23 protein-coding genes and 1 pseudogene are annotated in these 24,464 nt (G+C 35.1%); 1 reads left to right on the top strand and 23 read right to left on the bottom strand.

Annotated features, from left to right (window positions below):
• Positions 1-64 precede the first annotated feature (64 nt).
• The 22 genes and pseudogenes from metK to VZL98_07110 form a co-directional block, all read right to left on the bottom strand.
• A pseudogene (gene metK, locus VZL98_07005) lies at positions 65-1,247 on the bottom strand (methionine adenosyltransferase).
• Positions 1,248-1,268: 21 nt separating this feature from the next.
• On the bottom strand, positions 1,269-1,748 hold the full coding sequence (gene ispF, locus VZL98_07010; GenBank protein WVH62448.1) for a 2-C-methyl-D-erythritol 2,4-cyclodiphosphate synthase: 480 nt from the start codon (positions 1,746-1,748) through the stop codon (positions 1,269-1,271).
• A complete protein-coding gene (gene ispD, locus VZL98_07015) occupies positions 1,735-2,445 on the bottom strand; it encodes a 2-C-methyl-D-erythritol 4-phosphate cytidylyltransferase (protein WVH62449.1) in 711 nt (236 codons plus the stop codon). Before ispD ends, ispF begins: the two co-directional genes overlap by 14 nt.
• Before the next feature lie 7 nt (positions 2,446-2,452).
• The gene (locus VZL98_07020) at positions 2,453-3,538 is read right to left on the bottom strand and encodes a PIN domain-containing protein (protein ID WVH62450.1); all 1,086 of its coding nucleotides are present in this window, start codon (positions 3,536-3,538) and stop codon (positions 2,453-2,455) included.
• A gap of 18 nt (positions 3,539-3,556) precedes the next feature.
• Positions 3,557-4,039, bottom strand: coding sequence for a CarD family transcriptional regulator (locus tag VZL98_07025; GenBank protein ID WVH62451.1), 483 nt, complete (start codon positions 4,037-4,039; stop codon positions 3,557-3,559).
• Between the two features lie 159 nt (positions 4,040-4,198).
• A complete protein-coding gene (gene radA / locus VZL98_07030) occupies positions 4,199-5,557 on the bottom strand; it encodes a DNA repair protein RadA (protein ID WVH62452.1) in 1,359 nt (452 codons plus the stop codon).
• A gap of 126 nt (positions 5,558-5,683) precedes the next feature.
• Positions 5,684-8,101 carry an ATP-dependent Clp protease ATP-binding subunit gene (locus tag VZL98_07035; protein ID WVH62453.1) on the bottom strand — a complete coding sequence of 806 codons (2,418 nt, stop codon included), beginning with the start codon at positions 8,099-8,101 and terminating at the stop codon, positions 5,684-5,686.
• Positions 8,091-9,125: an ATP--guanido phosphotransferase gene (locus tag VZL98_07040; GenBank protein ID WVH62454.1), complete on the bottom strand. Its 1,035-nt coding sequence runs from the start codon at positions 9,123-9,125 to the stop codon at positions 8,091-8,093. The genes VZL98_07035 and VZL98_07040 overlap by 11 nt, the downstream gene beginning before the upstream one ends.
• Positions 9,118-9,660, bottom strand: a complete 543-nt coding sequence (locus VZL98_07045; protein ID WVH62455.1) for a UvrB/UvrC motif-containing protein — start codon at positions 9,658-9,660, stop codon at positions 9,118-9,120. Before VZL98_07045 ends, VZL98_07040 begins: the two co-directional genes overlap by 8 nt.
• A gap of 18 nt (positions 9,661-9,678) precedes the next feature.
• Entirely contained in the window at positions 9,679-10,137 is a 459-nt protein-coding gene (locus VZL98_07050; protein WVH62456.1) for a CtsR family transcriptional regulator, read from the bottom strand.
• Positions 10,138-10,319: 182 nt separating this feature from the next.
• Positions 10,320-11,192, bottom strand: coding sequence for a hypothetical protein (locus VZL98_07055; GenBank protein ID WVH62457.1), 873 nt, complete (start codon positions 11,190-11,192; stop codon positions 10,320-10,322).
• A 120-nt stretch (positions 11,193-11,312) separates the two neighbouring features.
• Positions 11,313-13,376: an elongation factor G gene (fusA, locus tag VZL98_07060; GenBank protein ID WVH62458.1), complete on the bottom strand. Its 2,064-nt coding sequence runs from the start codon at positions 13,374-13,376 to the stop codon at positions 11,313-11,315.
• Positions 13,377-13,697: 321 nt separating this feature from the next.
• Positions 13,698-14,348, bottom strand: coding sequence for an amidohydrolase family protein (locus VZL98_07065; GenBank protein ID WVH62459.1), 651 nt, complete (start codon positions 14,346-14,348; stop codon positions 13,698-13,700).
• Positions 14,296-15,090, bottom strand: coding sequence for an amidohydrolase family protein (locus tag VZL98_07070; protein ID WVH62460.1), 795 nt, complete (start codon positions 15,088-15,090; stop codon positions 14,296-14,298). The genes VZL98_07065 and VZL98_07070 overlap by 53 nt, the downstream gene beginning before the upstream one ends.
• Positions 15,091-15,135: 45 nt before the next feature.
• A complete protein-coding gene (locus VZL98_07075) occupies positions 15,136-15,582 on the bottom strand; it encodes a DUF340 domain-containing protein (protein WVH62461.1) in 447 nt (148 codons plus the stop codon).
• On the bottom strand, positions 15,579-16,391 hold the full coding sequence (locus VZL98_07080) for a DUF3100 domain-containing protein (GenBank protein WVH62462.1): 813 nt from the start codon (positions 16,389-16,391) through the stop codon (positions 15,579-15,581). Before VZL98_07080 ends, VZL98_07075 begins: the two co-directional genes overlap by 4 nt.
• A gap of 12 nt (positions 16,392-16,403) precedes the next feature.
• Positions 16,404-17,582 carry a M20 family metallopeptidase gene (locus VZL98_07085; GenBank protein WVH62463.1) on the bottom strand — a complete coding sequence of 393 codons (1,179 nt, stop codon included), beginning with the start codon at positions 17,580-17,582 and terminating at the stop codon, positions 16,404-16,406.
• 19 nt (positions 17,583-17,601) lie between these two features.
• Positions 17,602-19,032, bottom strand: coding sequence for a beta-Ala-His dipeptidase (gene pepD / locus VZL98_07090; GenBank protein WVH62464.1), 1,431 nt, complete (start codon positions 19,030-19,032; stop codon positions 17,602-17,604).
• 109 nt (positions 19,033-19,141) lie between these two features.
• Positions 19,142-19,894, bottom strand: a complete 753-nt coding sequence (locus tag VZL98_07095) for a DUF1801 domain-containing protein (GenBank protein ID WVH62465.1) — start codon at positions 19,892-19,894, stop codon at positions 19,142-19,144.
• A 193-nt stretch (positions 19,895-20,087) separates the two neighbouring features.
• Entirely contained in the window at positions 20,088-20,510 is a 423-nt protein-coding gene (locus tag VZL98_07100) for a flavodoxin (protein ID WVH62466.1), read from the bottom strand.
• Positions 20,511-20,552: 42 nt separating this feature from the next.
• Positions 20,553-21,155: a DUF3793 family protein gene (locus tag VZL98_07105; protein WVH62467.1), complete on the bottom strand. Its 603-nt coding sequence runs from the start codon at positions 21,153-21,155 to the stop codon at positions 20,553-20,555.
• A gap of 134 nt (positions 21,156-21,289) precedes the next feature.
• A complete protein-coding gene (locus VZL98_07110) occupies positions 21,290-22,552 on the bottom strand; it encodes a Glu/Leu/Phe/Val dehydrogenase (GenBank protein ID WVH62468.1) in 1,263 nt (420 codons plus the stop codon).
• A gap of 185 nt (positions 22,553-22,737) precedes the next feature.
• On the opposite strand from VZL98_07110, the gene VZL98_07115 reads away from it, so the two are divergent.
• On the top strand, positions 22,738-23,568 hold the full coding sequence (locus VZL98_07115) for an amidohydrolase family protein (protein ID WVH62469.1): 831 nt from the start codon (positions 22,738-22,740) through the stop codon (positions 23,566-23,568).
• Positions 23,569-23,821: 253 nt separating this feature from the next.
• On the opposite strand, the gene VZL98_07120 is transcribed toward VZL98_07115, so the two are convergent.
• On the bottom strand, positions 23,822-24,394 hold the full coding sequence (locus VZL98_07120) for a cyclodeaminase/cyclohydrolase family protein (GenBank protein ID WVH62470.1): 573 nt from the start codon (positions 24,392-24,394) through the stop codon (positions 23,822-23,824).
• Between the last annotated feature and the right edge of the window lie 70 nt (positions 24,395-24,464).

Here is a 24,464-nt window from a genome sequence, read left to right on the forward strand (position 1 = left end):
TTTTTAAATATGGTATTTTACACAAAAACATAACTATACCCCGATTATAATCGGGGTAAAATTATTATTTCAGGTATTTTTTTAATTCTTCAACAGCATCCAGTCTTTCCCATGGCAATTCCAAATCATCTCTTCCGAAGTGACCATAAGCAGCTGTCTGTTTGTAAATTGGTCTTCGTAAATCAAATTTGTCTATAATTGCCGCCGGTCTTAGGTCGAAATGCTCTAGTAAAATCTTTTCAATTTCTTCATCAGACAGTTTACCGGTGCCAAATGTGTCAACATAGATTGATAGCGGCTTGGCTACTCCTATTGCATAAGAAACTCCTATTTCCAGCTCATCAGCCAAACCTGCAGCAACTAAGTTCTTTGCAGCATGTCTAGCGGCATAGGAAGCTGATCTATCGACTTTAGTAGGGTCTTTACCAGAGAAAGCTCCTCCACCATTTTTAGCAAATCCGCCATAGGTATCAACAATTATCTTTCTTCCTGTTAATCCCGAGTCGCCCATAGGACCACCAATTTCAAATCTTCCGGTAGGATTGATGTAGTAATTTGTATTTTCATCAAGCAGTTCTTCCGGTAATATAGGTTTTATAACTTTTTCCAATACATCTTTTCTTAGTTGGTCTGTTTCTATTTGCGGTGCATGTTGAGACGATATTACTACTGAATCAATTCTTATCGGTTTGAAGCCCTCGTATTCAACGGTAACCTGACTTTTACCATCAGGTCTAAGGTATCCCAACACACCTTCTTTTCTAACTTCAGAAAGCCTTCTGGAAAGTTTGTGAGCTAAAGAGATTGGAAGCGGCATATATTCAGGGGTTTGATTGCTCGCATAGCCAAAGACTATTCCTTGATCTCCCGCTCCTATTTCATCATATCTGTCTGTAGCTCCCTCCTTAGCTTCCAAGAGCTTTGTCAACACCAAGGGCAATATCAGGTGATTGTTCGTTTATAGCTACAAGTACAGAGCAGGTATCTGCATCAAAACCATATTTTGCTCTTGTATAACCAATTTCTCTAACTGTGTCTCTAACAATATTTTGTATATCTACATATGTTGTAGTTGTGATTTCACCAAGTACTAATACCAAGCCTGTAGTAGTTGTGGTTTCGCATGCAACCCTTGCATTAGGGTCTTTTTCCAGTATTGCATCCAGTATTGCATCTGATATCTGGTCACATATTTTATCAGGATGTCCTTCAGTTACTGATTCTGAAGTAAACAAATGTCTTTTCATCAAGCACCTCTCTATTAATAATTATTTTTCTATTTCCTCAACGAGACAGACGCAATAAGCTTCCATCCCTTCTTCTCTTCCAACAAATCCAAGCTTTTCAGTTGTAGTGGGTTTAATTGAGACCAGGTCTCTGTCTATCTTTAATACCCTTGAAACATTTTCTCGCATTTCATCAATATATGGACTTAATTTTGGTCTTTGAGCGGTTATAGTACTATCTATATTTATAATCCTGTATCCTCTATTATGAATCAATTCACTTACTTTTTCAAGTAATAGTAGTGAATTTATATCTTTGTATTCCGATTCGGTATCAGGAAAATGGTAACCAATATCTCTTAATGCCAATGCCCCTAAAAGTGCATCCATAATTGCATGCACTAGTACATCTGCATCAGAATGACCCAATAGACCTTTTTCATGTTCTATTTCTACTCCGCCAAGTATCAGTTTCCTGCCTTCTACCAATGCGTGTACATCGTATCCATTACCTATCCTCATTATCTTCCTCCTGAGCTAAAATATTTGCTAATATTAAATCCTCATCAGTTGTAATTTTGATATTATTATAATCCCCCGAATGTACAAAAACCTCTTCTCCTATGGCTTCGATAAGTGAAGAATCATCTGTTATTTTTGGGGAATTATATTCGACAGATTGATAAGCTTTTAAAATCAATTCATAGTCAAAGATCTGAGGGGTCTGTACCATGTAAAGTCGACTCCTTTCCGGAGTCGACTTTACTTTCATATCATGTGTTATAATTTTAATTGTATCTTTGGCAGGTACTGCACATATGATTGCCCGATGTAAATCGGTAGCTTCTATCATTTCGTCTATTAGCTGCGTCTTAATAAAAGGTCTGGCTCCATCGTGCATTAAAACAATATCGGTATTTTTATCTATGGCTTTGATTCCATTGAAAGTAGATTCTTCTCTACTGTCCCCACCAAAAGTAAGTGTAATTGTTTTGTTGGATTTGATTGACTTTAACAGTTCGCTTATATCTTTTTCTTCGTCTTTCCTGATTACGAGTACAATTTTGTCGATATATTTGGATTTTATAATCTTCCGTATGGTTCTTTCAAGTACTGTCATTTTACCGACTTTTAAAAATTGTTTGGTAATCCCAATTCCCATACGCGAGCCGCTTCCCGCAGCAGTTATAATTGCATTTACATATTTGTCTTTATACATTTTTCTCCTACTTTGGTCTTGCAAATATCATTTTACCTGCTGAAGTCTGTAGTACGGAAGTTACTACTACAGTGATATTTTTGCCTATCAATCTCTTGCCGTCCTCAACGACTATCATAGTACCGTCTTCGAGATAACCAAGTCCTTGATTGGCTTCTTTACCATCTTTTATGACGGTCACATTCATTTCCTCTCCCGGTATGACTACCGGTTTTACTGCATTGGCAAGTTCATTTATATTTAGTACTTTTATACCTCTAACTCCTGCAACTTTGTTTAGATTGTAGTCATTTGTAATAACAACGGCTTTTAGATCTTTTGCCATACTAAGTAGTTTTGTATCTACTTCTTTTATTTCATCATATGTTTCAGACCTTATTATTACCTTAACATCTTTCTGACCTTGTATCTCTTTTAATATATCCAGTCCTCTTCTACCTTTAGCTCTTCTTAAATTATCTGAAGAATCTGCAATATGTTGTAGTTCTTCTAAAACAAATGTAGGAAGTACTATTGAGCCTTCGATAAAGCCTGCTCTAATAATATCGATTATCCTGCCGTCTATAATGACAGATGTATCGAGAATTTTAAGATTTTCTTCAACCTTTTTATTGTTTTCAGGGTCAAGCCTAATAGTTTTTTGTCTGGTAATCAAATCCGTAAAATCTTCTTTCCCTTTTAAAGCCATTCTTATACCTAAGTACCCAAAAGCAAAGTATAGTGCAACGGATATTATAGTCCCAAATACCGATCCAAAGACAGGTATAGGCAAGTCTTGTATGGGCTTACTAAGGAAATTTGCAATCATTAATCCTATAAGTAGTCCTAAACTCCCAAATAATATGTCACGTGACGGAATCCTCGTCAGTTCCGCTTCGGCTTTGGATACTACATCATTTAGTTTTTTAAGGAATGTCGATGATAATAAATAAAATATGAGTGCAAATAATAAACCCATTCCTATAAATGCAGCAACCCTTAATTTGTTATTTGTTATTTCTATTATTTTCCATGAATTTAATCCATACATTATTAAGACTCCGACGAGGAATCCTGATAATGCAAGGATATAATTCATTAATCTTTTTAACACATTTTTATCCTCCTATTCTTAAAAATTATATATTGCATCATCTATTAACTTCTCCACTTCTTCCGCAGTTTGGTCATTGACGATTACAAACTCTGAAACCAACATCTTTCTTGCCGAGTTTAGCATCTTCTTTTCACCGGCTGAAAGTCCTTTTTTATAATCTCTTATAGATAAGTTTCTGACAACTCTAGCTATTTCAAAGATATCCCCTGTTTTAATCTTATCTAGATTTTCTCTATATCTTTGTGACCAATTATCAGGCATTTGAGTTCCTTTTCCTTCTAATACCCTAATAACAGGCTCAAGTTCTTCTTTCTTAAATACTTCTCTAACTCCTATTTCGGCTATCTTATCTATCGGAATAGAAATCTTAATATTTCCTATCGGCATTCTCAATATAAAATATTTTTTAACTTCTCCAAGTATCTCTTTTTCTTCAATTGCCTCAATGGTTCCGGCACCATGTAATGGGTAAACAACTTTATCTCCTATATTAAACACGATAACCTCCTATAATTATACAAATATCAACCCTTTATATCATTATACCCCAAACGGCAAAATTAGTAAATTATTTATTATATACAATTAAAATATAAGTGTCAAGAATATATTTGAGAAAAATCATATTTTCTTATTATTTATATTAAAATACTGCTCTTATTTAAGTACTTCGCCTATTACTTCACTGATATGACTCTTTTTTACGATTAAAAAGTTATTATATTGTGATTTTATATCATTTAATTCGGAACAGTATGCTTTTTTATAGCCAAGCCTTTCGAGTTCCATAATCCTCTTTTCTAGCTGCTGAACCGGTTTAAGTTCACCAGTCAAGCCAACTTCAGCGACAAAAGCCGTCCTGTTATCAACGGGTTTATTTGTAACGGATGATGCAATCGACATTAGGATAGCAAGGTCTGAATCCTGTTTCTTTAAACTAAGTCCACCTGTTGTTTTAATTATTACATTCTTGTCATATAATTTTATGCCTGCCCTTTGTTCCAGAATTGCAATGATTGTATTTAATCTGTCTTTATTTAAGCTGTCGGCTATTCTTATAGGATATGGTTGAAATGAAGAAGATATAAGCGACTCTATTTCAACGGCAATATATCTGCTGCCTTCTTTAGTAACCGCAATCGCAGAACCTGCTATGTCGGAATCTCTTTTGGTTATAAATTCCTCTGATGGATTTTCTACTTGCTTAATACCATTTTCTTGCATTTTAAACAGTCCTATTTCGCCTGTTCTTCCAAATCTGTTCTTTGATGTATAGAGTAGTCTTAAATCATCGGAAAAATCAGACTCAAGTATTATAACGGTATCCACCATATGTTCCAGAGTTCTAAGTCCTGCCATTTCATCTGCCTTAGTCATATGTCCTACCATTATTACTGCTCTAGGTTTGCTTGGGTTTTTCGCAATCTCAATAAGTTTTGAAGTGCATTCAACAGTCTGTACAGGTGAACCTTGTTTGGAACTGAACTCGTCCAGAGTAAATGTTTGAATGCTGTCGATAAAGACAATATCCGGGTCTATTTTGTCTATTACATCAACTGCTCTGTCCAGCGAATTTGTAGATAATAACCATATATTTGGCGGTATATCTTCCATAATTCTTATTGCTCTGGATTTTATTTGAGACTCACTTTCTTCTCCACTTATATACAGTACCTTCAATCCCTTGTCGGCAAAGTCATTGGATAATTCAAGTAATAATGTCGATTTTCCCGAACCGGGTTTGGCCGTAAGTATACTTACACTGTCTTTTACCAATCCACCACCTATTACTCTGTTAAACTCTTCAATACCGCTGATGTATTTTGAACTTGTATTTATACTTACTTCCGACAGTCTGCTTGCTTTAACTGTACTATTTGTAGCATTTTTGTTCTTAGTTTCTAAGACTTCGACTTCTTCAATTGTTCCCCACTCATTACAAACAGGGCATTTTCCTATCCATCCTGGAGCTATATGTCCACATGATGAACATTCATATCTGGTTTTTTTCTTCATTTTCTCCCCCATTCATACATTTTACATTGTATCACAAATAAGATGTGTTTTGCATTACTTTACTGTAAGATTGTGAACAAATTAAAGCTGTGCCCTAAGATTAGGTCACAGCTTTAATATCGAGGATTAAACTTTCTTATAACTAGGTTTATCTTCAGTGACATCTATTAGAATTTTGTCGTTTTTTTCAATATTCTTTTTTAAGATCTCATCTGAAAGCATGTCTTCTATTTCCGTACCTATATATCTTTCAATAGGTCTTGCTCCAAATACTCTATCATAGCCTTTCTCAGCAATGAGTTTCTTTAATTCCTCAGAATACTCAACTTCTATATCTATATCTTTCAATCTTTCTACCATCTTGTCAAGCAATAATGAGGCTATTTTTTCAATCGCACGACTGTTTAAACTATTGAAGACTATAATATCGTCCAATCTGTTTAAAAATTCGGGTCTGAAGGTTCTCTTTAATTCTTCATTGACAATATCTACAATTCTTTCGTATTCACTTTTATCCTGGTCTATTAAATTGGAGAATCCAAGAGTTCCTTTTTTCTCCAATAGATTTGCTCCAACATTTGAGGTCATTATGATGATTGTATTTTTGAAGTTTACTGTTTTGCCTTTAGAATCGGTTAATCTTCCATCATCGAGTATTTGAAGCATCATATTGAATACATCAGGATGAGCTTTTTCGACCTCATCAAAAAGTATGACTGAATATGGGTTTCGTCTTACAGCTTCCGTTAATTGTCCCCCTTCATTATAGCCTACATATCCGGGTGGAGATCCTACCAATCTGGAAACAGTATGTTTTTCCATATATTCACTCATGTCTATTCTGATTATTGCATCTTGATCTCCAAATAGAACCTGTGCAAGTGATTTTGCAAGGTATGTCTTACCGACACCTGTTGGACCTACAAATATAAACGAGCCAACCGGCTTGTTCGGATCCTTCAGTCCTACTCTTGCCCTTTTTATTGCCCTTGAAATGGCATCAACAGCTTCGTCTTGACCAATTATATACTCTTTCAGTAGGTTTTCCAGATTTAGATATTTTTCAGTTTCCTGCTCAGTCATTTTAGTCACAGGTACTCCTGACCAATCAGAAACTATACCTGCTATATCATCAAATCCTACTTCCATCTTTTGATTTTGTTTTTTCTTCTTCCATTCCTCTTTAGCTTCTTTAAGTTCGTTTTCTACTTCTTTTATTTTATCTCTTACAATGGCTGCTTTTTCAAAGTCCTGGATAGTTACTGCTTGTTCTTTTTCTTCTTTTAAAGACTCCATCTTAACTTCTAAAGTTTTTAAATCCAGTGGTCTGATAAAGCCTAGAACTCTGATTTTAGAAGCCGCTTCATCTATTAAATCTATTGCCTTATCCGGCAAGAATCTATCAGTTAAATATCTGTCTGATAATTCGGATGCAGCAATAATAGCCTCATCATTTATTATAACTTTATGATGAGATTCGTATTTATCTCTTATTCCCTTGAGGATTGCGATTGTATCTTCAACGGTTGGTTCATCTACCATTATCGGCTGCAATCTTCTTTCCAGTGCTGCATCTTTTTCTACATTTTTCCTGTACTCATCTATGGTAGTCGCACCGATTATTTGAAGTTCACCTTTTGTCAACACGGGTTTTAGAATATTGGATGCATCAAGTGCACCTTCTGCAGATCCCGCACCAACTACTGTGTGAAATTCATCTATGAAGAGTATTATATCTTCTCTATCTTTTAATTCATCGATAACACCTTTGAGTCTTTCTTCAAACTCACCTCTATACTTTGTTCCAGCTATTAAACCGCCCATATCAAGACTTAGGATGATATAATTCTTTATTATATCCGGTACATTTCTCGATTCTATCTTTTGAGCAAGTCCTTCAGCAATGGCAGTTTTACCAACTCCAGGTTCTCCAATTAAGACAGGGTTATTCTTAGTCCTTCTAAGCAGAACTTGTACAATTCTCTCAATCTCTTTCTCACGACCTATAACGGGATCGATCTTTCCGTTGCGCGCTTCTTCATTAAGATTTTTGGAATATTTTTCCAGTAAACTTTCTTTTTTATTGGCTTGTTTGTTTTGTTCTATAGCCACTTTGGGTTCACCCAATAATTTACGAAGATTTTCTCTTACTTCTTCTGAACGTACTCCGCACATAGTCAAAAGTGTATTCGCAAATGAGTCGGTTTCCTCTAATAAGGATAGTAAAATATGTTCCGATCCCAGGTAATTATGACCAAGACTTCTTGCTATCTCTCTACTGTTCTCAAATATCTTTTTCACTCTCGGAGTTAATCTATTGGGATAAGTTTGTGCATCTCCCGTACCTATATTGCTGATTATAAATGCTTTTACTGCATTATAATTTATACCCGCTTGGCTAAGAGCTTTGGAATCAATGCCACCCGATACGATATGAGCTAATAATAGATGCTCGGTACCGATATAATCATGTCTAAGTTGGTATGCTTCTTCAGAAGCCAATGCCAGTATTGAAGCTTTGTTTCCTGATTTATTATTCTCCATGCCTTTCCACCTCCTTGAAGTAATTGGCAATATACTCACTACGAACTGAATCTTCTGTTCCAATTAAACCGGTGTCTTTTTTATACTTCAATATATTGTTTTTTTGTACATTGAACATTAAGTCTGTTACTTCCTTGATGTTTAGACCTTCATAGATTTTTTGACATATACCTACTCTTATAAATGACAGGCATGTCAAAGCTTCCTCTTCAGGTAGTAGTTTTGCATATTTTAAAGTTCCCAGACTTCTAAAGACCCTGTCCTTGAATAGTTCATTGTAGTTTCTTAAAAATTTATCTCTTTCCTGTCTTTCATTTTCTATTATCTTATTTACAAGCAATCTAAGTTTATAGATTACATCTTCTTCCTGCATACCAAGAGTCCTTTGGTTTGATATCTGAAAGATATCTCCTTCCGAAGACGAGTTTTCGCCATATATTCCTCGAACGGTCAAACCCAGTTTTCCAAGACTGTCGATTAATCCCGGCATATTACCGCTATGTTTAAGTGCAGGTAGATGCATCATCACTGAAGCTCTCAATCCTGTACCGGTATTTGTTGGACAACTCGTCAGATACCCAAATTCCTTATGATAAGAAAAGTCAATTTCTTTCTCCAGGCTCTTAACAATATTAATGGCGCGATTAAAAGCTGAAAGTTCAGCTTGTCCAGGTTTCAATACCTGAAGCCTTAAATGATCTTCTTCATTTATTAGGATATTGACAGATTCGTCTTGACTTAAACAAAACGAAGAAAACTCAATATTTTTAATCATTTCAGGACTAATTAGATGATTTTCCATTAGTACCTTGGAATAGTCTTTTATATCCTTAAGATTTAAATGTTTATACTCTCCAGGATAAATTTTTTCAACTGCTTCAGAGATTGTTTTATTGACTTTTTCAGCTTCTTCCAGTGAAAAACTATTCGTGAATTTAATTCCCTTTATGTTTCTGGCAAGTCTTATCCTGGTACTGATTACGACATCTTCATTATCACCTACTGCAAATCTCCATCTACTCATTTTCAGCACCCTCTATAACGATTAATTCTTCACTGAGCCTTTCAATTTCATCTCTCAAACTTGCAGCCAACTCGAACTCTTCTTTTAGTACCAAGTCTTCAAGCTCTATTTTTTTCTCAAGTATTTTCTTTTGAAATTGTATAATTTTTTCAAATCTTTCAGGATGAACACCGAGATGTTTATATGATCCATGAGTAGACTTAAGGATTTCGACTATTTCATCATAAAATGCAGTATAGCAGTGCTCACAACCAAATTTTCCGGAACTGACTATATCTTCTAAATGCATATGGCATTTAGGACATGGTTCAGTGGATTTATTTTGAGATACGACCTTTTGCTCTATGACAGATCCCAGTAGATCTGAAAGTACATCGTCAAAAAACTTAAAATTCTCTAAATCAGTATTATTCTCAGCATGTTCATTGATTATTTTTGAATAACAATCAAAGCATAGATTTAGTCTCTTTTCTACATTTCCAATATTGATTATTATTTCAATTGTTGCATCATGGTCACACTTATTGCATTTCATGATATCACCTCGATTCTCTTATCTTAAAAATACAAGCAACATATTCTTCATTATCTCAGCTCTAACGGTATTTCTTAAACTTCCCGGCACACTTGCGAGCGAGATATCTTCTGTAGAATGAATCATCAAATGGTATTCTCTAGGGGTTATTATCCCTTCGTCCAGTAGTGATTCAATAATCATTCTAGCTTTGTCTTTGGTAATTTCAGATCCTATCGTTTCACTTAGGAGAAGATCTATGACAGAGCCTTTCTTTCTAGTGAGCTTAATAATCTTTATATACCCTGATCCGCCTCTTCTACTCTCAATAAAATAACCTTTATATGGCGTAAATCTGGTAGAAAGTACATAATTAATCTGAGACGGGGCACAACCGAATTGTTCAGCTAAGTCATTTCTGCCAATTTCAATTATCCCTTCGCTTTCTTCAAGCAATTCTTTTAAAAATCTCTCAATATGATTTGTCAAACCGCTCATTTTTTTCACTCCCAAGTCTTTGACTTACTTTGACTTTATATTTTAAAAAAATAGACTTTTATAGTCTCTTATATTATACCATCTTTGACCTATGAACACAAATATGTTTTTATTTAATATTAAAATCAAGTTTTGTATGTAAAAAAACTAAAGCCATATCGGAACGCCGATATGGCTTCGTATTATACTCGTTTACTTTTTCTTCTTCCTATTAACCAAATTATTACGTAGATTACTATTCCTACAATCAGAACAGAGGCTATGCCGATAGGGTGAGAAATGTACTCAATGAATTCCCCCATGCTGGCAATTTTATATATTGCCAGTCCTATTACTGCGACTCCATCAATTATAACCGCTTGATCGCCACTCATTTTTTTCTTTACTTCAAATCTATTACCATCAAATATCTCCGTAACCCAACCTGTTATGACTTCATTTCCACTCTTAGAAGAATAAGTGATTAAATCTCCTACCTTTAACTCGCTTGGTGTGGTTTCTTTAACTATGATGGCATCATTTCTCTTAATGGTAGGACTCATACTGTCCTCACCAATGACATACATCTTATATCCTAATATGCTCGGTTCTTTTCCTTTTACGAAAGATACTCCATTCATTACTATGATAAAGGACATGGCTAGAATGAATAATACGAATAGTACATTTCCAAAGCATCCGAAAACCCTACCCAGTATATTACCTGCAGCTTCTTTTCTCTGTTCAGTTTTTTCCAGTTCCATTTCTTTAAGTTCTTCTTCCGCTTCTCTAAGTTCTAGTTCTTCCTCTACTTTAGATGCATCGATGTATGTAGTGGCATCATTCTCGACATTGTCTACATCATCTTCAATATACTCTGATTCAGTATACTCTTCCACAATAGGCTCATCAATAGAATCTGACTTTTCCTCCACTATTTCACTTTCCAATTCAGATTTATCATCAAATTTATCAGGGCTGTTTATAAGTCTTGTTTCCTGTCCATCAGTTATAATTTCTTCTTCAGATTTTATATCTTCATTTATATCTTGTACTTCTTTTTCATTATTAGACATTTTTTCACCACCATCATTATATGAATACTCTATATTAATGATACAATGAAAAGGCCACATAGTAAAGTCATTATCAAGATAAAAATTAAAGCCCCGGGTTTCGGGGCTTTAATTGGTACATTATTCTGCTTCTTCCTTAGCTTCTTCTATTATTTTTTCAGCTATCATTTGTGGAACTTCTTCATATCTTTCAAATTCCATAGTGAAGTTTCCTCTAGCCTGAGTCATTGATCTCAAGTCAATAGAGTACTCGAATAGTTCTGAGTGTGGAGCTTCCGCTACTACAATTTGTGTTCCGTCTTCTTGTGGTTCCATTCCAAGTATTCTACCACGTCTCTTATTCATATCTCCCATTACATCTCCCATGTAATCTTCAGGGATATTAACTTCAACTTTCATGATAGGTTCAAGAAGTATTGGTTGAGCTTCTTCCATACCTTTTTTGAATGCCATGGAAGCTGCTATTTTAAATGCCATCTCGTTAGAGTCTACAGGGTGATAAGATCCATCATAAAGTGTTGCTTTGATATTAACAACAGGATATCCTGCAAGCACACCTTTTTCTAATGACTCTCTTATTCCTTTCTCAACTGCAGGGAAGAAGTTTCTAGGTACGGATCCACCGAATACTTCTTCTGTAAATTCAAATTCTTCTGCACTTGGCTCAAATCTTACATGAACATCACCGTATTGTCCTGCTCCACCTGATTGTTTCTTGTGTCTACCTTGAACATCAGATTTACCCTTTATAGTTTCTCTATATGCAATTCTAAGTGGCACAGTTGTAACTGCTACCCCAAATTCATCCTTAAGTCTGTCTATAACTGCTTGCAGCTGAACATTTCCTTGTCCACCTATTGTAAGCTGTTTTGTTTCAGAATTTCTTTGTGAGATGAAAGTTGGATCTTCGTCTTGCATTCTTTGAAGTGCAGGTCCGATTTTGTCTTCATCGTTTTTAGATTTAGGTTCTATTGCAAAATAAAGATTTGGCTTAGGGTATTTTATTCTCTTATAAAGAGTTTTATTTGCCTTATTGCTTAATGTATCACCCGTTTCGGTCTTGCTTAATTTAGAGATTGCAGCTATATCTCCTGCAACAACTTCATTAGTTTCCATTTGAGTTTTACCTCTTAGATGGAATAATCCACCGATTTTTTCAGTTTCGTCTTTAGATGCATTGTAGATTTCGTCATCTTTGGACAGTTTACCTGAAACTACTTTGAAGAGTGATATTTTACCAACGAATGGGTCTATAATTGTCTTAAATACAACACCTGAGAAAGGTTCATTAGCGTCAACTTTTCTTGCGTCGCCTTCTTCAATTCTAAATCCGATATTTGCTCTTTCATCATTTGGAGCCGGCATATAGTCGATAATCGTATCTAATAAAATATCAAGTCCTGCACCGGTGTCGGCAGATCCGGCTATAAGTGGAACTGCAGTACCTTCAAGTAATGCAGCGGTTACTCCTCTCATGAATTCCTCATGAGTAAATTCTTCGCCTGCAAAGTACTTTTCCATTAATTCGTCATCTGTTTCTGCAACTACTTCAGTAATCTCTGTGAATACAACTTCTACTTCATCTAATCTATTTTCAGGAATAGGTACTTCTACTCTCTTAGCTCCATCATATTCATATGCTTTTTTATTTAATACATCTATAAGTCCTTTAAATCCTTCACCTTCACCTAATGTGATAGTAAATGGTATAACTTTTTTGCCGAAATCTATGTGTAAATCGCTAACAACTTTAGCAAAGTTTACATTTTCTTTTTCCATTTTATTGACGAATATGATTCTAGGTAGGCTAATTCTCTCGCAGTAGTCCCAAACTTTTTCAGTTCCTACTTCTATACCAGCAGATGCATCTACTAGTAATAGTGCAGCTTCGGCAGCTCTTAATGCTCCATTTATTTCACCTACGAAGTCAAAATATCCCGGTGTATCAATAAGGTTAATCTTCATGTCTTTATATTCTATCGGCACTACTGAAGTAGACATAGAGATTCCTTTATTTATTTCTTCTTTTGTAAAATCTGATACTGTATTTCCGTCTTCTACTTTACCCTTTCTGTTAATTGCTCCTGTGCTGAAAAGTAGAGCTTCTATTAGTGATGTTTTTCCGGACCCACTATGTCCTACAAGTGCTAAATTTCTAATCTTTTCTGTACTATAAGCTTTCAACTTATTTCCCCCTAACTCTTTTATCTTGATAATTTAAATCTCACGCTTATTATTATAACATGAAAACATTTGCATGTCATCTGTTGTTTGTATAAGTTTTAATTATGCTTTAATTGCTATGCTTTATCTTAGTATTTAGTAGTTTCATAAACTATCTAATTAAATAATTATAGCAAAAAAGCACTTAACAGAAAGCTGCGCAGTGCTTTTTTGCCGTGGATATAAAATGACTAAGTTATTAATCTATTTTACATTAACCGATTTAACAAAAATCATATATAATTATATTTTTACCATATACTACTAAAGGGTTTTAACAAATTAAATATCAGTAGGATTTCTAAAGATAAACTCACCGTCACCTTTATTGCCTAAAAACTCATTGTCTTTAGCAATCAGCTTTCCTCTTGAAAATACGAGATGAATACCGCCTTGTACCTCTAAACCCTGATAAGCTGTGTACTCACTTGATCCACGTATGTCAGCAGCTGATATTTTCGATTTAGAAGAAGGATCTATTACAATGATATCGGCATCAGTACCGACAACTAAGGATCCTTTTTTCGGATACATTCCAAATATTTTTGCCGGATTTGTGCTCATAATTTCAACAAATCTGTTTAATGTAATCCTTCCTTTCATAACACCTTCAGAAAAGATTACTCGAACCCTCTCCTCAACCCCGGGTATACCACCGGGCGCTTTAGTGAAATCATCTAGGCCCTTGTTCTTTTCGGCAATTGTAAATGGACAATGATCGGTTGCAATTACATCTACTACGCCATTTGCTACGCCCTGCCAAAGTATTTCCACATCTAATTCGGATCTTAGAGGAGGTGCACATAGATATTTAACTCCCTCTCCATTACCTTTCTCAAAATAAGCCCTATCGTCTAGATATAGGTATTGTGTACAGGTTTCACAGTACAGATTTTCTTGACCGCTTTCTCGTGCAAATTCTATCCTCTCCATTGCTTCCACCACTCGAAGTATGGACAATGTATAGTGGAGCATCTTCAGCCATCAAAGCTAAATTTATCATTGTATCTACCGATTCTGCTTCTGTTTCATTTGGCCTTGATAATGCGTGATAAATCGCATCGGTTCTCCCGGTATTTATAAAATAGTTTCTTAGATAGTTTGTCATTTCATCATTTTCGCAGTGTACAGTAAGAAGTCCACCTGCATCCTTCATGGCTTCAAGCAGCCTATACATATCTGAATCACCAATTTTAAATCCATATGTCGAATACGCCTTAAAACTTGGGATTCCTTCCTCCCTTACTATCTGCTTTAATTCTTCCAGGATTTGATCATCTACATGTTGAATAACACCATGAAAGCCGTAGTCTATGACAGATTTTTTAGCTTTTTCATGGTATTTTTCTATTGAATAATGCAGATTACTACCTTCGGGACCAAAGCCTATATGATCCAATATAGTAGTTGTACCACCAACTGCTGCAGCCACAGTACCTGTATAAAAATCATCAAGTGATCTAAATTCATGGGATTGCTGAAGCTCCATATGTGTATGTGAGTCTATCATTCCAGGCATAACATACATACCGGAAACATCATAAACCTCGTCATAAGACTCCAGATTATTGCTAAAGTCACCTATTGCCATAATATAATCATCGACAATTAGTAAGTCCGCTTCTATCGTCTGTTCATCGTTTACGATTATCCCATTTTTAATTAATTTTTTCATCTTAATCTCCCTATAGTCGCAAAATATAATCAGTATTCTTATTTATTAAATAACTTTTATTATTTTAAGTATTACCTGTGCAATCAAAGCTGATCCAATATATGTTCCTAGCATTACAAATAGTGCTACAATTGCAATCTTCCATCCAGTCTTTTTAAGTCCATCAAGGTTCTTTCCTGTATAGATTCCGGCATATGCAAGAATAGGTGTAGTTAATGCCAAGAAATCTACTTTACCTGTCAATTCAGAGATTTGAGCTGAAAATGGAAATCCCGGAATTGTCATTATGGTCGCTAGTGTTACTATATAAGCAACGGATGGAATCTTTATGGGAACCACTTTTGCTAAGGCTATCCCGATGAATGATACTGCAACTAAGATAAGTATGCCCGGCAATGCTTCAATTGGGGAAATCTTAGGACCGACTAAATTACCAACAAGAGTCATAAATGCAGTAATAAGTAATATAATTAGTGAATCTTTTAATTTCATTTTCGGTCCTCCTCTATATTATTCTCTCTTATAGGATCTGCACCATACTTCATTCTATATACTTTTTTGTATAACCATTCTGCAAGCGGTAGTGCAATCCAAATTGACATATAAATCCCATCAAGTCCTGATAATAAGTTACTTGAAGCTCCAAATGCCTGAAGCTCGGTAGCCATTTGTGGGAACATCTCAGACAATGATCCGACAGAAGCTGTCATCATACTTGCAGAACCTACACCCGATGCCATTGCAAGTGCATATGGATGGAATGGTGTGTAGGCAGCTAATACTGAAGCCAGAATCCCTATAAAGATCGTTCCAAACACCGTACCGATGATGTATACCCCTAGTACTCCTTCTCCTTCTGGTGAATCCAATCCAAATCTTTCACCTATTAATGCAACATTAGGCTCCCTTGCTATGGAGTGAGCAGCACCTATTGATTCTCTCTTTAGACCAAATAAAACCGCAATTGGAACACCAAGTAATACAGTTCCTATATTACCTAGTTCTTGTAGTATTAAAGCAGGGCTCGATTTAATAATTACAGGTATGCTTGGACCTATTGTAGTTCCGTACTTGGCCATTAATAGCATAAGTGTTACTCCTATTAAACTTCCTGCATCTTCCATGTCTTTTTCATTGGCAATTTTAGCAAATTTTGGCGTTAGCAAAATTCCCAGTATTAATGCATATAACATTGGTAAAAGTACAATCGTTCCAACACCTACTTGAGTTTTAAACGGTCCGATGAATTCTGCTATGATTACCAGTACTAATACCATTGCATGTAATTTTATATTACGCATACTTACTCCCCCTTAATCGTTTAGAAAATCTAAAGCAGTTTGAACAAATAATGATGATCCTAAATACAAGTATGATTCATCCAAATCAAATCTTGCATTGTGATGAGGAATTGGATTTTCATCCAGTTTGGGATTGGATAAGAAGAAGAATGTACCTGGAACCACCCTTAAGAATTCGGCCATATCTTCACCGCCCATTATAGGCTTTGTCAAGGTGGTTATCCCATCTTCCGGAAGTATCTTCAGCGCTGATTTTTTAAAAAACTCAGTAAAATCAATATCATTTATCAGTACCGGATATTTAAAATTGTATTCATATTCAATTTTTGCTCCGAAAGAACCAGCTATACCTTTTGCAATTTCTTCAATTCGTCTAGCCATATATTCTCTAACTTCTTCATTGGTTGCTCTTGCAGTTCCCTCAATTTCAACTGTATCAGGTAGTATGTTTTGATTGAACCCTCCATCGATTCTGGTAACGGATAATACTGCAGGTTCAGTTGCACTTACTTCTCTGGATACTATCCTGTTAATTGCATTTACAATCTCACAGGCTATGGATACGGAATCAATAGTGTTTTCAGGATATGCACCATGTCCGCCTTTTCCAATTACTTTTACAAAAAACCTATCCATAGAGGCCATAAGTGGTCCATATGCAATTCCGATATGTCCCTTAGGTACATTTGGATTGATTATTCCTGCATGCAGTCCTATAACTGCATCTACATCAGGATCTTTAAGTGCCCCTCTTTCAATCATCGGCTTTGCTCCACCAGGGTATTCCTCGCCCGGTTGGAATAAAAGTCTAATATTACCTTTAAAGCTGTCACTATTTTCCTGTAGAACGCGTGCAGCTCCCAGTAACATAGCTGTATGTGCGTCGTGACCACAAGCATGCATAAACTGGTTTGTAGATGCAAACTCCAATCCCGTCTCCTCAGTTATAGGAAGTGCATCCATGTCCGCTCTTATTCCTATAGTCTTGCCTTCACCCCTTCCACGAATAGTACCGACTACTGCACTGATATCTTCATAGACTTCATGTTCAATTCCAAAACTTTTCAATGTTTCTGTGACATATTTTACCGTCTTCGGAAGATCCAATGCTACCTCAGGTATTCTATGAAGATCTCTACGATATTTTATAATATCGTCTTCATAGGCTTTAACCTGTTTTACAACATCCATATTCAAACCACCTGCCTTTCTATACAGTCTTTAGAATTTCTAAAAGAACTGCATAAATTCTATCTACAGATTCGATATCCACCATCTCAAGTGGAGAGTGCAGATACTTTATCGTAGGTCCAATACTGATAATCTCTGTTGTATCCAATTTTTGTGAAAGAACACCTGCTTCAAGTCCTGCATGAAGCGAAGTTATTTCGGGTTTGCTACCAAATTTTTCATACGCTTTTAATGCTGTTTTCAGTAATTTTGAGTTTGGATTGAATCGCCAAGGTGGATAGTAACCTGATGTTTCTATACCGAAGCCCAGAGTATCCGTAATATGACAAATCCTATTTACTATCTCTTCTATTTCAAAATCATATGATCCTCTTATTTCAGAACTTAGAACCACATATCCATTTTCCATTCTTATTTTTCCGAGATTTGAAGATGAACTGACAACTCCATGAAGATCGGAGTCCATGCTGTTAATCCCAATTGGACTAAGCATAAGATAGTTTAAAAGTTTTAATAATGTATCGACACTAAAACCATTCTCAAATACTCTATCCGATTTTTCGATTTTTATATCTATATCCTCTTTGGAATATTTTTCTCTAATTATTTCCAGATATTCACTAGATGAATTTCTTATATTTTCAATCAAATCGTCATCAGCTTGGAAATAGAATTTTGCATCTCTTGGTATCGCATTATAGTTATTTCCGGCCTCTATAGATAATGGCAGTATGTCTGAAGGCAGTCTATAAAGTGCACCTGTTAAAACCTTTACTGCATTCGCTCTACCCTTTTCTACATCCTGTCCGGAGTGTCCTCCTAACATCCCCGAAATCTTCAGGCAATAAGTGCTGAGGTCTATTTCTACCTCGGCTGAATCTAGTGCACAAAAAACATCTACAAGTATCCCTCCTGCACTCCCGCAAACTATTGTATTTTCTACTGAGTTGTCTAGATTAATAACTCTTTTTCCTAGAATATGTGACTGATCTATAGTATATGCACCTTTAAAAGTTGTTTCTTCCTCTACGGTAAATACCATTTCTAGAGGCGGATGAACAGCCGTCTCATCGTCTAAAATGCTCATCATCATCGCCACGCCTATGCCATTGTCTGCTCCTAGAGTTGTAAGCTCATCTGTGCTTAAGAATCCATCTTTTAAAGCTAGTTTTATTGGATAATTATCAAAATCAAAATCAAAGCCTTCAGCAACTTCACATACCATATCTAAGTGTGATTGGATAACTACGGGAGACTTATTTTCTAAACCATTGCCATCCTTTTTAATTATGAGATTGTGATTTTTATCCTGTATAATTTCAAATCCTAATTTGCCGTATCTATCCTTCAGATAATTTGAAATACCTTCTTCGTTGCCACTACATCTTGGAATTCTGCTTATATCATAGAAATTCTTTAAGACCTGAGATTTTAAAAAATCCCTATCCATCGTATTTCACCCCTAAACAAATCTATTTACTATATTATAGTTCAAATGTGATAAAGTTTCTATTAAAAATTAGCTAATACTTATCAGTTTTCGTCAATCTAATTTAATTTTATGAAACTTTCTCTATTAAATAACCGGCAATCTTAATTATAAAGTCTTTTGGCAAATCCTCATCTAGATCTATCCACATAGTAGCCTTGCCTGAAATATATGGCTTTAATTCTTCATTAAACTCTGAATCCTTCGGCATCGGGTATATTGCCAAATGGTCTTTCCAGCCTGAGATATAAAATGCAGTTTTTCCGCTCCTTACTTTGTAACCAATAATCCCGTAGCTTAACACTTCCTCTAAATCATAATGCTGAAGTATTAGATTTCTCAGTTCATTGAACTTTTCTTTCGCTTGGGTAGGTATTGCCTTGATATATTCTTCAACACTTTTAGGTTTCGACTCTTTTTTTGCATAGAGTTTATATGACTCGGTTAACATTTTTTCCAGTATTTTTATGTCTATATCGGGAAGTTTATTTACATATAGACATGAAAAGCTCGTTTTATATTTTCCCAATTCAGATAATAGTCCTACATATCTGTCAAAGCCCTCATTAAAGTAAATTGTGATTTGAGATTTTCTTGGACTAAATCCAAGTATAGGCATATCTCCTTCTCTACCGGACTCGTATTTGTAATGATACGAACCAAAGCCGATGATTGATGGACCCCAAAGTACGGGTGACTCACTCGTTATATTTTTCATGATTTCAATTAAAATACCGGCTTCATGCCTTCTTTTTTCAGATAAAGATTCTAAATATTCTTCTAATGAATATTCGCCTGGTTTTGTTTTATTTTCAGTACTCATCTTTCATCCCTTCTTTATTTTCCAGCATTGATATTTAATCATCTTATACCCTAATATATCTCATACAAACTAATAATAATTGACGATATTGCATTTTAAATTATGGACGAAAAAAGAGCCATGTTCGAAATTGTTATTTCGACATGGCACCTTTTTCGGGTATGATTGGTGAGTAAATTTATGACTAATTTATTTATACTAGTGCAGCTCCTAGCTCTCTGCACTTTGCAATAGCTTCTTCATTTGGAGCATCATATGCAGGAAGTGGTGGGTAAGCTAGATTGGCTTCTGCTTCAACACATCTTTTTTCCCAGTCTTCCATCCATTCTCCATTATTCCATTCGTAAGAACCGAATATTGCAATTTTTCTGCCCTTTAAATCCTTTTCACAATCTGTGAACATTGGATCAAAGCTCATTTCTTCAAGTACTTCATCTCCCATTGCAGGACAACCAAATGCTATAGCGTCGAAATCATTCATCATTGAAGCATTAAAATCATCAGAGAATATTAATTTTGCTTCTCCACCGGCTTCTATAATGCCTTCCACAACCGCATCTGCCATCGCTTCTGTATTACCGGTTCCTGTCCAGTAAACTACTGCAACCTTGCTCATTCAAATTACCTCCATAACTGATGTTATAATTATTCGTATACTTTAACTACATTCCTGAAAAACTTGACATTCAGAATTTATAATGTCGTCAGAATACGATTTAAATTTTTCTATGATCTCAAAGCAATTATAACCCTTGAGATATAGATTCATAAAGCATTTTTGACAATGATTATACTCATTAAACAGTTTACAAGCTTTTTCTGTATCATCATATACTTTCCAATGTCCCAGTTGTCTAAAGCATTTCCCTTTATTCTCTATAAATCCTTTGACATCTCGTATTGGATAACCAAGTAATAAGCCTATCTCATGAGGAAATTCATCAGAGACTAAAAAATGGTTTTTTATTCTATTTAAAATACTGTCTATGTCTGTGCTCGAATAACCTAGACTATGTAAAAAATCTAGTGTTTCAGGATTATTTAGAGTGTCTTTAAGCATTTCTTCTCTATAGACATAGATTAGGCCGCTCCTACATGTCTGTTTTAGAATGCAAACTTTTAATCCGATACTTCTTAATTTTTCATTCCAATGAAACACCTTTTGCTTAATGCATTTATCTCCTTGTCGAAGTGTAAACATACTAGCAACTTTTTTACCAGCAAGTGTAGGCGCACAACATTTAATTAAATATGTCTCCATAAATTCACCTACAAGCTAATTGATAATCATTATCTCTTGTTAGAGTATACTAACTCTCTTTAAATATGTCAAGCATTATTTTTATTTTATTTATTTTTGCTAATTTCCATCAAAAAAGAGCCGTACGGCTCTTTTTAATACCAACCTCTTAATTTCATTACATGAGCGAGTTTCTTTATGGAATATACATACGCAGCTTCTCTCATGGAAATCTTTTGATCTTCTACAACTTCCCATATTGCATTAAATGCATCTACCATCATTTCTTCTTCTTTTTGATATACTTCCTCATCTGTCCAATAGTATCCATATAGATTTTGAACCCATTCAAAATATGACACTGTTACTCCACCCGCATTTGTTAATACATCAGGGGTTACTACAATATTTTTTTCTTTTAATATTTTGTCCGCTTCTGGTGTGATTGGACCATTAGCTGCTTCACATATTAGTTTTGCATTAATTTTTCCTGCATTGTCTTCATTAATTGCATTTTCTAAAGCAGCAGGTACTAAAATATCATACTTAGCTTTCCAAAAATCTTCGACACTAATCTCAACTGCATTTTCAATACCGCGCAGTGTACCGTTCTTTTCCTTCATTTCTTCAAGTTCTTCAAAGCTAAATCCGCTATCTCTGTATATCGCATACTCCCCAACTTCTCTATCATATTCAAGAATTGAAGTTACATGAGCTCCTAATTTTTCCAGGTTTTTAACGGTAAAGCTACCAACATTTCCAAATCCTTGAACTCCTACTTTAGCTCCTTCCATGTCAATGCCATGCTTTTTAGCTGCTTCTCTCGCAATTACAGCAACCCCAAACCCCGTTGCTTCAGTTCTGCCTTTGGAACCTCCGAACTCGACAGGCTTACCTGTAAATACTCCAAGATTTTGTTCTCCTGAAAGTAGGTTATACTCATCGGCCATCCATGCCATTATCTTACCACTTGTATTTACATCCGGAGCAGGTACATCAATTTTTTCACCAAGATACTTGTACATAGCCCTTACATAACCTCTGGAAAGTCTCTCAAGTTCTCCTTCTGATAAGTCTGCAGGATCTACGGTGACTCCACCTTTACCTCCACCATATGGTATACCGGTAATGCAGGCTTTAAATGTCATCCAAACTGATAGTGCCTTTACTTCATCTAAATTCACTCCGGGATGATATCTTATACCACCTTTATTAGGTCCTACTGCATCATTATGTGCCGATCTGTAACCCTTAAATACTCTAAGACTACCATCGTCCATCTTGACGGGTATGGAAACTTCAATAACTCTTCTAGGCTCTTTTAATAATTCATAAACCGCAGGATCAAGTCCCAATAAATCACATGCTTTTCTTATCTCAAGTCTAGCGCTTTCTAATGGATTATATTCACCACTCATAATTTTTCTCCTTTACTCTTTAGTCTTATTAATGAATTAGTTAACTATTGTTTAACTATATTTATTATATCCATTTATAGAGCTAAAGTCACCATTTTTATTAATTACACATAAATTTGTCCATTTTATTAAAAAATATCTATATGTTATTATATACTTAATATAAAAATTAATTGGAGGAAAAGATGAGAATCGATTGTCATGTACATTTAAGTTCACCCGATTTAATATCGAATTGGAAGGAAGTTGCTAAGGAAGAAGCTTACTTCGGTTTACTTAGCAATAGTAAGGTCAATAGATTTGCAAATGCAGATGATATAATTAAATACCTAGATAAGAATGAAATAGACAAAGCTGTTGTATTCGGATTTGCTTTTGAACATGCTCATAATATAAGATTGGCAAATGAATATGTAATAGAATCCGTAAAAAAGTATCCCGACAGATTGATTGGTTTCGGTGTCGTTAATCCAAATCAAAAAAACCTAAGCGAAGAGATAGACTTTTGTTTAGAAGCTAATCTTAAAGGTTTCGGTGAATTGTTTCCTACAGGTCAAAAATTCGATATAGCTGATTATAATACCATGGCGCCACTTGTCAGAAAATGTATGGAGTATGATATCCCTCTTTTAATCCACGCTAATGAACCCATTGGTCATTATTACCCCGGTAAAACGGATACGACTCTAAATCAGCTATTGAGTTTTTCAGAAAACTTCCCCGACCAAAAGATTATCTATGCCCACTTTGGAGGTGGTTTATTATTCTATGAATTGATGCCTGAAATTAAGGAAATTCTCAAGAATTCTTACTATGACACAGCTGCTGCACCATATTTATACGATATAAAAATTTACAGTGCTATACAAGCCATGGATTTAAGTGATAAATTATTCTTCGGAAGCGACTTCCCTCTTCCATGTGCCGAGGAAACTATAGATAAATTAATGAAAAGCGAATTAGTCCAAAGTAATCTGGACAAGGTATTCGGTCAAAATTTATTAAATATATTATAATCGAAATTTATGTTTTACCCTTGGAATACGATTATAGACTTAGAAGTAGTCTCAGGAATTTCTATAAGGTAATATAATTGATTTTAAGGATAATTATTCGTTAAGGAAAGAATTTTAGTATATTTATACAAAACCCTAAATTTATTCAGTCTGTCCATTCTGTATTTGATTGTTTATTTAATATATTAAATTACTTTAGATTGAGTTTGGTGTTAATTGAAAGATTATATTTTAAGAGGTGCATATGCACCTCTTAGTTGTTTAAGTATTTTTTAAATTTTTCTTTAAATATCTCAAATTCTTTGAGTTTTTTCTCACTTTTTATCATTGGTAGATTTACTTCTACATTCATAATTGCACCTTTTAGTCCTATTTCTGCCAACATTAATCCCATCTGAAGATCGGTATTGCATGCGGGGTTTGTATTTCCCTCTAGTATTTTGCCTATTTCAAGTACTCTATTGCAATTAAAACTCGCATCCATTGGAGCTCTTGCTGCAGCGACTCCGGCGTCTTCAATTGCAATCTTTCTTTGGTTTTTTTCTTCATCTGTTGATTTTGGAAGTTTATAAGCATTTACAATTTTAAGGTATCCCTCTCTGTCAGCAATCGTTCCGTTTAATAGCGCAAGTCTTAAATTTTCAAGCTCTTCTATATATTCATCCAGCTGCTCTGAACTTAATCCAAAGTCTTTTTTGAGTGAAAGTTTGGCAACCATCCCCATAAGTCCCGCCGCCATGGCGCCAGCCAGAGCTGATGAACATCCACCACCGACGGTTACATCATCGGGATCCAGTATTAAATCCAAAATATCTTTATAGTCCATTTTTACCTTCCTGAATTAATTATAAGTTTTTAATGATTTGCTATAAGCTAGATAAAACTCATTTAGAGTT

This window comes from Peptoniphilaceae bacterium AMB_02 (assembly GCA_036321625.1).
Lineage (GTDB): Bacteria > Bacillota > Clostridia > Tissierellales > Peptoniphilaceae > Microaceticoccus > Microaceticoccus formicicus.